The organism is Candidatus Paceibacterota bacterium, assembly GCA_028714275.1.
Taxonomy (GTDB): domain Bacteria; phylum Patescibacteriota; class Minisyncoccia; order Phycocordibacterales; family CAINVO01; genus CAINVO01.
The window spans coordinates 1-10508 of the sequence record JAQTMP010000024.1; the positions used below are offsets into that span (position 1 = coordinate 1).

14 protein-coding genes are annotated in these 10508 nt (G+C 42.0%); 6 read left to right on the forward strand and 8 right to left on the reverse strand.

Features of this window, described 5'->3' with window-relative positions:
* The first annotated feature begins 50 nt into the window (after positions 1 to 50).
* The gene (locus tag PHF79_02680) at positions 51 to 293 is read left to right on the forward strand and encodes a hypothetical protein (GenBank protein ID MDD5318700.1); all 243 of its coding nucleotides are present in this window, start codon (positions 51 to 53) and stop codon (positions 291 to 293) included.
* A gap of 130 nt (positions 294 to 423) precedes the next feature.
* On the opposite strand, the gene PHF79_02685 is transcribed toward PHF79_02680, so the two are convergent.
* From PHF79_02685 to PHF79_02705, 5 genes are all read right to left on the reverse strand, one after another.
* Positions 424 to 1683 carry a hypothetical protein gene (locus PHF79_02685; GenBank protein MDD5318701.1) on the reverse strand — a complete coding sequence of 420 codons (1260 nt, stop codon included), beginning with the start codon at positions 1681 to 1683 and terminating at the stop codon, positions 424 to 426.
* Positions 1684 to 1796: 113 nt separating this feature from the next.
* The gene (locus PHF79_02690) at positions 1797 to 2117 is read right to left on the reverse strand and encodes a hypothetical protein (protein ID MDD5318702.1); all 321 of its coding nucleotides are present in this window, start codon (positions 2115 to 2117) and stop codon (positions 1797 to 1799) included.
* A gap of 61 nt (positions 2118 to 2178) precedes the next feature.
* Positions 2179 to 2496, reverse strand: coding sequence for a hypothetical protein (locus PHF79_02695; protein ID MDD5318703.1), 318 nt, complete (start codon positions 2494 to 2496; stop codon positions 2179 to 2181).
* Positions 2486 to 3226 carry a serine protease gene (locus tag PHF79_02700; GenBank protein MDD5318704.1) on the reverse strand — a complete coding sequence of 247 codons (741 nt, stop codon included), beginning with the start codon at positions 3224 to 3226 and terminating at the stop codon, positions 2486 to 2488. Before PHF79_02700 ends, PHF79_02695 begins: the two co-directional genes overlap by 11 nt.
* Positions 3227 to 3437: 211 nt before the next feature.
* Positions 3438 to 5777: a plasma-membrane proton-efflux P-type ATPase gene (locus PHF79_02705; GenBank protein ID MDD5318705.1), complete on the reverse strand. Its 2340-nt coding sequence runs from the start codon at positions 5775 to 5777 to the stop codon at positions 3438 to 3440.
* A 24-nt stretch (positions 5778 to 5801) separates the two neighbouring features.
* On the opposite strand from PHF79_02705, the gene PHF79_02710 reads away from it, so the two are divergent.
* From PHF79_02710 to PHF79_02720, 3 genes are all read left to right on the forward strand, one after another.
* Complete coding sequence (locus tag PHF79_02710; protein MDD5318706.1) at positions 5802 to 6230, forward strand: hypothetical protein; 429 nt, start codon at positions 5802 to 5804, stop codon at positions 6228 to 6230.
* Between the two features lie 28 nt (positions 6231 to 6258).
* A complete protein-coding gene (locus PHF79_02715; GenBank protein ID MDD5318707.1) occupies positions 6259 to 6459 on the forward strand; it encodes a hypothetical protein in 201 nt (66 codons plus the stop codon).
* Positions 6460 to 6548: 89 nt separating this feature from the next.
* On the forward strand, positions 6549 to 6962 hold the full coding sequence (locus PHF79_02720; protein ID MDD5318708.1) for a cupredoxin domain-containing protein: 414 nt from the start codon (positions 6549 to 6551) through the stop codon (positions 6960 to 6962).
* 87 nt (positions 6963 to 7049) lie between these two features.
* On the opposite strand, the gene PHF79_02725 is transcribed toward PHF79_02720, so the two are convergent.
* The 3 genes from PHF79_02725 to PHF79_02735 all read right to left on the reverse strand — a co-directional run bounded on the left by PHF79_02725 (position 7050) and on the right by PHF79_02735 (position 9317).
* Positions 7050 to 7856 (reverse strand): hypothetical protein, encoded by an 807-nt coding sequence (locus PHF79_02725; GenBank protein MDD5318709.1) that lies wholly within the window; start codon positions 7854 to 7856, stop codon positions 7050 to 7052.
* 141 nt (positions 7857 to 7997) lie between these two features.
* On the reverse strand, positions 7998 to 8624 hold the full coding sequence (locus tag PHF79_02730; GenBank protein MDD5318710.1) for a peptidoglycan-binding protein: 627 nt from the start codon (positions 8622 to 8624) through the stop codon (positions 7998 to 8000).
* Between the two features lie 108 nt (positions 8625 to 8732).
* Positions 8733 to 9317, reverse strand: a complete 585-nt coding sequence (locus PHF79_02735) for a hypothetical protein (protein MDD5318711.1) — start codon at positions 9315 to 9317, stop codon at positions 8733 to 8735.
* A gap of 124 nt (positions 9318 to 9441) precedes the next feature.
* On the opposite strand from PHF79_02735, the gene PHF79_02740 reads away from it, so the two are divergent.
* Together PHF79_02740 and PHF79_02745 are read left to right on the forward strand one after the other, a co-directional pair.
* Positions 9442 to 9978 carry a sigma-70 family RNA polymerase sigma factor gene (locus PHF79_02740; protein MDD5318712.1) on the forward strand — a complete coding sequence of 179 codons (537 nt, stop codon included), beginning with the start codon at positions 9442 to 9444 and terminating at the stop codon, positions 9976 to 9978.
* A gap of 151 nt (positions 9979 to 10129) precedes the next feature.
* A complete protein-coding gene (locus PHF79_02745; GenBank protein MDD5318713.1) occupies positions 10130 to 10384 on the forward strand; it encodes a hypothetical protein in 255 nt (84 codons plus the stop codon).
* The last annotated feature ends 124 nt before the right edge of the window (positions 10385 to 10508 follow it).

A 10508-nucleotide genomic window follows, 5' to 3' on the forward strand; every position in this document is an offset into this window, starting at 1 on the left:
CCTGCCATCACCTAACGGGAAACACCGAGAAAATCTATTTGACATAGACTATGTATTTCGGTCACCACCTATCGGACTTCTTTTCTGAAAGAGGGATCATCCGAGTTACTACTAACGCCCTCCGCTCAATTACCGAAGTTCCAGTAACTCATGGGAAAAAATTAGATGCAGGTTTTGAGCTTCAAATATCAAATAAAACCTTACCCTTAGCTCTATTTTACCATAAAAATAGACCACACCAAAATGTTTTTGTACAAAATGCGCTATACGAAAATAAAAAAGTGTGTTTGTGAAGATGCGTGTCAAAGTAGCCCTTATTTACTACTTTTTTAAAATAGGTTTTTGTAAAATAATTTTGTGATTAATTATTAGATTTGAGAACACCAAGGAAAAACGTTGCACACCACCGGGCGTTCCTGCATTTCACTTTTGTGATAAGTAATCAGGACGTTCTCTGCCACATTTCTCAAAGATTTTTTTAAAAAAAGGTAACAGAGATTCTGATGAAGTAGTCACCCCATCATATGTTCCTTCAGCAATAATTTGTTTTGCAGCACAAGTCGGCCCTTTACTGTTCACCCAAGCCTTTCCTTCTGGAGGTGGGTACCCGAGATGTCTTCCTTTGGTACCGTTAATTCCTGCAATCCACCTAAAAGAACCCTTCACACCAAGTATAGATAGAAACTTTGTATAGTTATTCAGAGCAGAAGAATAATTTTTCTCGATCTCACTTTGATAGAGTTGGTCTGAGGCATAAGACAAAAGTGCAGTGTCGATGCCCCAAACTTCACCTGTCTCAAATGCAAAAGAAACTCCAAGTGCTATTGCTGTACTACCTTTTTCACCACTTGAGATGTAAGTACCAACTCCATCTTCTGCTCTTAAGGATGAATAACCTCCCCTGCCGATAAGTGGGGCTAAGTTACCTACATCTTTTTCTCTCGTTGCTTTTAATTCTGGTATTGTCCATTTCTTATCCTGCTTTTCAACAGGCATTACTCTCAACCACATTTCTACATCATTCTGTAGAAAAATCTCCTTTTCATCACTAAAAGAAAATCCATCGTCAAATCCAATTGATTCTTCTGGTGGACAAAAACGAGCCGTTCCAAGATCTGTTACTTTAGGAACAAAAAGTGGTGGTTCGCTGATTGTTTCTACTATTGTTCCTAAACAGGAGGCAATTTCTTTTTGCATAATCTTTTTCAAGATATCTCGCTGAGATGCCTTTTCTTCGGCAGATGCTCCCTCCTCTAAATGATAGGTTACGGGATGCAGAATATGCTTCATATTGAAAGGAAGAGTTTCGTCTGAGGGCTCACCGTAAGCGGTATTCATCAACGTAATAACCTTCTCGTAACCCTTACTCTTAAGTGCCCATCCGTACTCAATTAAAACATTCGGATTGGGCGAAGGACGACCATCAATGCGTTTAGCTACGAATGTCACGTCAGCCACATACACCTTAGAAGCATCAATCTTTTTGAAGATTGTATCAACAATTGGAGCCCGCCCCGCTACCCCTTTAGTGTCGCTATCGACTTGGAGTTCACGTACAGCCTCCTCCAAGTCGGCACCCGAAGAAACAGCCGCGCACGCTCTTTCTAGAACGTCTACTATAAAATTACGCCCAGTGCGTGTTTCAGTATCAGATTGCCATGAAAAGAAGATTCTGTTTTCCATTTCACCATTCTAGCAAATAACTCGTGAATCGTATCCTGCAAAGTCCATATTGACTTATATGATAAAATATCCAATCTTTGTCACGCGGATACTGCGAAGTACCCCTTATTGGTTCATTTGATGCTTATCCGAACATCCTCCCACGTGCGGAGCCCTAGTGACGAAACCTCACAATTTGTGGGGTTTTGTCTTTTATTGCTTGATACTTTGGAGGTTCTAACCTTCTCTAATTCGTCTTCAACCGCCTGACGACTTTTTATGAGTGTCTTCACGAAAGAATGGTAATTTACAAAGACCTTTTTGCCTTTTAGGGTGAGGTTCGAGCCTAAACATGCGAGTATCGCCCTTTTGGCCTTATCATCTCCTTTTTCAAACCAAATGTGGGCATAGCAGGCAAAATCAAAGGTCTGCTCGGTGAGGTCGATCCATTCCAATACTTGGCAATCTTGAAGCTTTTGAGAGATTACTGAAGGGAGAGAGACCAAAGATATAGGACTACTCAAACGCATCTGCCCAACCTACAGGCATACCAACGGGCTGAATATTTGCTGGAGGCGGCGGAATACTTGGAAGAGTTGAAATAGGACGAGGAGGCTTAGACAAAGGAGGTATCGCTAGTTTGTTTGACCAAATATAAAACACTTGATTACCGACAGGACCCTTAATCAAATTGCCTCTGAATCTGCCTTGGGTATCCCATACAAAAGCACCTTCTAACCAACCCAGAGGAATTCCATCACGATTAAAGATCGTGTCATTTTGAATGAAACCTAAGTAATTACCATTTGATTTGTATAAAAATTTATTTTCCATTTTTTTGATTTGATTTTTCTGGGTTACTTTTCTCCTCTGGTACAACGACTGGCGGTATAGATATTTCCTTATGTTCAGGGATATAACTCGCCGGCACGGCATAGCCGATACCAAGCTGAACATTATTTATCAAAACTTTATATATTTCCACCAGATCCATGCCATGAAGCGCCACCGCCCCCGAAGACATACCTTGGACTTTTTCAATTATGTCGGGCCGTACGGCACCCTTTGCATTTACAACACCAATGACCTTTCCATCCTCATCCATGAGCGGGCAACCACTGTTTCCTGAATTCACGGTTCCATCGATCAGATAAATAACCTTCCCAGTAGGGTCTTTAGCTATCGAAGATATGATGCCTTGATGTGTTGTTAAATCTTGAATATTTATTGGATATCCAGCAAAGAGAACGGGCATACCCTCTTTTACCGTATCCTTGGACGCTAGTTCAAGAGGTGACCTTGAATCGTCTTCAAATTTTAACAATGCTAAATCATGTTCTTCATCTTTCAGTAAGACTTTTGCGGATATGGGCGTTTCGACCCCAGGGAATTTAAGGAAGATTGAGTTTACGCCCTTTACAACGTGATTACATGTGACAAGAATATTTTTCTTCCAAAAAATAAAACCGCTACCTGTTCCCATAATCACATTTTTATCGTTCAATGTGATGATAAGAGCGATACTTGGCTTGATTTTTAGAATAGTTGAAGAATGATCCCGCATGTGGAGATTATGTTAGCACAAATTTTACTTCCTGCCGAATTACACTGCTTTGCAGTTTTCTTATCGATACTTCGCCATCTCCTCAGCCGTCGGCTGCGTGATTCCAAAGAAACCCTGCTTGATATTCGGCAGCCAAATAAGCTCTTTGTTCTGCTTCCAGAAGGTTCCTATTTTCCGTACCATGTCGAGCCATATGGCTAGCATACATTACTTAAACCTGAATAAACTTCTGATGCTTCATGATCTCGCTTATCTGCATCCAGAAGAATGACCAGACCCACACGAGGATAATGAGCGACAGTGAGATCGGTGTGGTGAGAAATCCGACGAATGCAAGTGCGGTGGCAATAAGCTGGGTTGCAATCGTGGCTATGATAACCTGTCGGCTCGGTAGATACTTGAACCATGTTTCTTTCGTATGTGCCACATAGACGAGCATGTGCCCTGAAACAGTCAGCTTGAGAAAGAACATAGTCTGGATGATTGACCATGGCAGGTGAAGCCAAGCAACCATCACATACAAGAGGATGAGGCTATTGGCGACACCGGTCAGACCGAAGAGCGTGCTTAGAGTAAAACGTTTTCTAACATCAACATGAGCCGGCTTTTCCGTTGCTTTGACGCGGTCAAATGCAAGCGACACGATCGGCACATCATTCAAGAATGCAAGCACAATGAGCTGAACCGGCGTGAGTGGAAATGTTTTAAAAATAAGCCCGATGACGGCAATGGTGATGATCAAGCGGAAACTCTCGGAAATCCGATAGAGCGAATAGTTGTAAAGTCGAGCAAAGATATCTCGGGCTTCGATGATGGCATCCTTGATGACAGAAATGCCGTTCTTCAAAAGCACAATATCGGCCCCGCTCTTGAGAGCGTCAACGGCGTTTGAAACCGCAAAGCCGACATCGGCATTCTTCACTGCTGGTAGATCATTGACCCCGTCGCCCGTCATCGCCACGACGTGATGGGCCCGGGCAAGTGAAACGATTTCATATTTGTCTTTTGGCAACACTTCAGCAAAGCCTCCGATCGCATCAAATCTCTCTTTCAAAATGTCTATATTTTCATCCAGAATATCTCTTGGCACAATATCACCTTTGATACCGAGCTCTCCGCCAATACGCTGACTGATAGCCAGGTTGTCACCGGTAATCATTTTGACCTCAATCCCCTTTTGGCCCATGAACTCAATGGTTGATTTTGCATCTGCATGAAGACTGTCAGCCAGAAAAAGAATGCCGACAAGCGTCATGTTTTTTTCTACAACACCATGTCGATTGATCGCTACAGCAATAGCACGATAGCCGCCGTCTGCCCCTTTTTGGACAGTTTCATTAAACTTCTTTCGATCTGCATCATCGAGTGTGCACAATGAGGCAATGACCTGCGACGCGCCAGAAGCAATAGCGCACGTGACGCCATCAATTGAGACGATAGCGGTGCTTCGTTTCCGCTCCGAGTCTCCCGGTGTGTAGTCTATGAGAGGATATGGATTGATAGACAACGATTTAGCTTTTTCAAAAATAGCCTCACTGAGAGGATTGTCATGCGATCCTGAAACAGCACTCGCTGCATACAAAGCCACATCATGTTCCGTAAAGTGATCAAGGGAAATAATCTGCTCCACCTTGATGCTATTTTGAGTGAGCGTGCCGGTTTTATCTGAAAGGAGCAGATTTACATTGGCCAGATCTTCGAGTGAGGCTAGTCTCCTGACGACCACCTGCTTTTTCGCGAGATTGAGCACGCCGATCGAGATGATGAGACTCATGACCGTCGGTAAGGCCACTGGGATGCCGGCGATGAGCAGACTGAGATCGAGAGTGACTACGTCGATAAAGGCCGAATGTGTTAGCGCTAATACTATAGTCAGAATGATGACAACAATGAAACTCACGATTGAGATAAATTTTGAGATAGATAAAATATCTTTCTCGAGCGAGCTTTGACGTGGTTTGACATCGATCGAAGCGATAGTCTGGCCAAAAAATGTACCCGCACCCGTAGCCATTACCTCCCCTATACCACTTCCTGTCGTCACGTAGGATCCAGAATACGATGTGTCATCAGCCTTTTTTTCCTTAGGAAGTGATTCGCCAGTCAGGACTGATTCGTTGATAGAGAGGTTTTTTGCCTCGATAATCTTCACATCAGCCGGCACTAGTGCGCCTATCTTAAGAGCGATGATATCACCGCAAACTAGACGGGTGGAGTCGATAAGTCCCCAGACGCCGTCACGTAAGGTCGATACTTTGATCGTTAGGTGGGCCTGAAGCTGCTTGATAGACTTGTCCGCCTTTCGCTCATGCCAGAGGCCGATCGCAAAATTGGAAAAGAAAAGGAACAGGATGATCCAAAAATTAACGTCGCTGCCACTATAGAGAGACAGAAAAGCGGCCGCTAAAAGCATGAGTGGTATCAATGAAAAAACATTCCTCACTACCAGAAGAAGGACGTTTTTCTTTTTTTCAGGAAGACTGTTGGAACCGTCTCGTTTGAATATATCAGCGGCCTGTTGGGTTGTTAGTCCGTGATAGTTTTCAGTCATATCAATCTATTGTACAATAAAGCCATGAATAATCACAGACACGCGCTCAAGGAAATTGCCAAATTTGCAACTGGATTGGTCACAGCAGATTTTTTTGTGGGACTCTGGTTCTTAACTTCAAACATCGGACCACTCAACTTCTGGGGTATCTCTTTTACGCCATCAGCTGTGGAGGCTTGGATGATATTCGACATCATCCTGATCGCCATCCTCGTCCACTATGCCTGGCATGCGGATATCCACACACCGTCAATGAAGCAGAAAACTCTTTTTATTGTTGTCGGCATCATTATGGGCATCGTCGGATTGGCACATCTACTTCGTCTCGCGTTCGGCATCAGTATAGATATTGGCGGATGGGCGGCTCCGTTTTGGCTCTCGTGGATCGGCACGCTCGTAGCCCTATATATCTCCTATTCGAGCTTCAGATTTGCGGTACATACTAAGAAATAGTTTTATTTAACAATGATGTAATAAGTCTATGCAAAAAATCTCGACCCGCATCTTCATATGCACCTCAATCGCTTTCGGCATTGTCGGGCTTTGTCTCGTCTTGTTCGGTGGACCAAACGACAACGCTCCGGTGAACCAGGTTTTCATAAGACTCCTCATGGCCTGCGTCTTCATCATACTCCCCTCCTTCGCGCTCAGTATTGCGGGTAAATATTTGAAGGAAAAATAATATTGCTCTCTTATAGGCCTTGTCTACAGTTTGGGTCTATGGTGCTATAATAATTTATTATCAACCTACGCTAATAAACTTATATTTATATGAATAAAACAACCATAATATTATTGGTACTAGCAATTATCGTTATTGGAGGGGCGATTATCTTTTTTAGTAATAATTCAAATCAAAACTCTAATCAAATTCTTGTAACTAATTCTACAACCACTCAAAATATATCCACCTCAACAAAACCCGTAGCAGCTAGCATCACAATTAGCATAAAAAACTTTGCATTCAATCCATCGACAGTAAATATTAAAACGGGAACAAAGGTCACCTGGACTAACAATGATGGTGCTCCTCACACAGTGACTTCAGATTCAGAGAACCTTCTGGAATCGCCAATACTTTCTCCTGGACAATCATTTAGTTTCATCTTTAATAAGAATGGTTCAACTAGCTATCATTGCTCCATCCACCCAATGATGAAAGGCAACATCGTCGTCACAAACTAAGTAAATAAATTCGATAAACACCCAACTCAGCACCACAAAAAAGCCCCCTCAGGATTCACACTGTGGGGGCTTTTTTTGGTTAATTTTTTATTTTGTTTTGAAGTTAAGAATCGTTCCATTGATGGTTCCAAACTGGTTTTGGGCATCGAGACGGAAGTAGTATCTGGTTGAGGAAATAAGATCAGCAAGTGAAAGATTTACTGATTCATTTACACTACCATTTCCGGCAGAAGTAAAGGCGCTAACATTACCTAGGCTAGTGCTTGTGCCATACTCGAACCAGTATTGAGTGGTGCCTTTGTTTGGGTTTACGAGACCGTTGAGAGTGGCCTTAGTTGTTGAAACTTCACTAGCCGTTGCAGTTTTTACTGTAGGAGCACTTCCAGTCGGTGGAGGATTACCTTGTGTAGTCTGAAATGAATACTGTGTGCCTGAAACCTGGCCATACTGGTTTGAAGCTACAAGACGGAAATAGTAAGTCGTATTTGTCTTCAACCCTGTGATAAGGGCTGGGGTTGGTATTGGTGTAAAGCCTGAACCGACTGATTGGGTGGATGTTTTATTTCCAAGGTTAACTGAAGTACCAAATTCAAACCAATAGTTCGTGAAGGCTCCGTTTGGGGTGACAAGACCTGTGATAGTCGCCGCGGTGTCGGAAGGAAAGGCTGTAAGGCCAGTTATCACTACAGGGGCCCCGGCTACCGTCTGAGTTGTTACGGTATTAGTTTGAACTGTGTTTCCCGAATAATTTGCCGAGTTGCTACCTGCTGGGTATGCAGGAGTCGACGTGGCATTGGTAGGTATCGAATTTTGATTTTGGCTGACGAAGAAGATACCCCCTGCAAGTAAGATCAAAACAATGATTATTACCAAGATTGTTGATGTTTTAGTCATAAATTTATAAGGTTAATTCCTACTAATTATTAATAGCCCCACTGCTGATACAGCCGTTATAATGAGGAAAACATTACACCGCTTGAAACCATTAAAAAACCACCTCTTTAAGGTGGTGGTCTTTTAACAAACTTTTTTTAGTTAGTTTAAAGTGTGAAAGGTTGACTGTGAAGTGACGGACTCGTTGCCCATACCATCTCTTACGTAAACTACGTAATAGTAGATTGTATTAGGTTGTAAATTTACCAAGCCTGCACTAAACGAAGTCTGTAGACTAGTACTAACAGTAAGGGCAGATCCGGAGATAGTCACTGGAGTGTTGGCACTTGCTTCTATCATGTTGAGTGGAGAAGTATTGTAGTACACTATCCCTGCTGCGCCTTTATTTGTAGCCCAATTGAGTAAGGCTGTATTCCTTGAAACACTGATGCCTAAATTACTAATAACTGGCGCTGTTCTGTTGGAACCAATTGTATTGCCACCCATCTGGGCATTCAAAGCTACCAAAGTAATAGGCCCGACACGTCCGACAGCAGGAATATTATTTCGGCTTTGGAAATTTGAGACCGCTCTCTGGGTTAGGCTGCCGAAGTAACCTGTCACAAGACCTTGAGGATATAGACTGACGTCTTCTGCTAGAAAGGTCTGCAGAGAAGAGACATCGTTTCCTGTTGACCCGACGTCTAACTGGCGAGTAAGCGTATCAGCAAATGCTGCAATGGGAAGAGTCCCAAGAACAAAAGCTGCTACCATTAAAGTTTTTTTCATATTTTTATTATTATTTTATTTGTTGCTAATGAGTTAACCCGATTATTGAAGGAGTCTCGACCTTACCATATTACTGCCGGACCATTTAGTTTTTGATTACAGTTAGCTTTATAACTTTCTTCTAAGCCCACTAATCTCTTTTTCCAATTTTTTAATATGTACTTCTAATTTTGCTGTTTTTTCTGTAAGTTTGGTTTCGAAATGATGTACATGTCCCGCAAGTCTCTCTGCTACAGCCATCATGTCTGTCACGTCCTCAATAGCCAAAAGTATAATAGGCGGAAACAATTTTAGTGTTGGCCCTTCTTTGAAATGAATCTGGCGAGCATTTAAAATCATCACCTTCCGCCCAATAAAAGGAAAATCATGAATGACTTCAAAACCTTTAAAAAAGGTATTCTTGGGTAAAATATCTTCCAGCAATTTTTTTAATGCCGGGATATCCCACTGACCATTTCCAAGCTTGTAAACGAGTTTATTTTCAGTATCTTTTGTTTCGACCTGAAAGGTTCTGTAGAAAGGCTCATTGGCAGCCATAACCTTAAAATTTTTATCAAGGATTAAAATAGGTTCCCTGACAACGTCTACTACCGTCTTAATGTAGGTCCAACTTTCATTCCATAAGCGCTCTAGGAAATCAGCCCCGTCTAGATCAGGTTTTTTTTGTTTGTTTTTTATTTTTTTGTTTTTCATACTATCCATGCCGCCGTATGGCAGAAATTATTACAAAAATAAAGTTTTTAGATGCAGATTGTTCGAAAGAACTCCCAAAATAGAGGCGTAATATAAAGGTCTCTCGTACGGCATCATTATTACAATGACGTCTAAAAATGAGGAAAAAAGGGTTGCTCAGAAACTAACACTTACCACAGCCCACAAGGACTATGAGAGGGGGCTCAACAGGCATGCCTATTTTAAGACTAGCAATCATGACACGGGTGAGGAGCTGGTTCAGGACACATTTATGAAAACCTGGAAATACATTTTAAAAGGTGGAAAAATTGAAATCATGAAATCTTTTCTTTATCACGTTTTAAATGGCTTAATTATTGACGACTATCGAAAACATAAAACCACCTCGCTCGATAGTCTGATTGAAAAAGGATTTGAGCCAAGTTCTGAGGGTGATGATCGTGTTTTTAATATTTTGGATGGAAAAATAGCGATTCTTCTTATTCCACGTCTCCCGACCAAGTATCAAAACATTATGCGCTTGCGTTATATACAGGACTTAACCATCAAAGAAATATCTGCTATCACCGGCCAATCTAAAAATACTGTCGCTGTGCAGATACACCGAGGGCTGGAAAAACTAAAGCTTTTATACACACACTCTATGCATTCACGAACTTAATTTAAATAATCTATGACACCAAAACGCCTTTTTCGTATCAGTGGATTCGTACTTATCCTATTAGAAGCCTTTGACTAACAGGCTAGACTTTTTTTCAAGAAAGCTGTAGTGTTGGCTTAGAAAAACTAGCAAACAAAAAGTGAGGATGATTATGGGTTCTAATTTGTTATCTTGGAATGAACGTGTCGAGCTAGGAAAAAAGATCGAGGCATTCCTGTCAAAGGAAATGAAATCCTTGAAGGAAAGTCAGAGGATTATTGGGCTGGAATTCGCCAGGTGGCTGGGCAATATTACGCCCATCTCAACGCCAAATCTGGAGAAGTGCAAAAGCCTATTCATCGATTTTTTGAAAAATTCGGATGATGAAAGTGCAAATAAAATACGCGCCGAGATCGGGGGCAAGTAGAATGTACCGAGACTTCATCAACTCTGTAAACTGCTTGACTATATCATTTATGCAAGCACGGAGGCCTTTCTTCAAAAAGAGATTGAACCTCCCCAGGTTTATGAACATGAAGATGCTGGCCCCG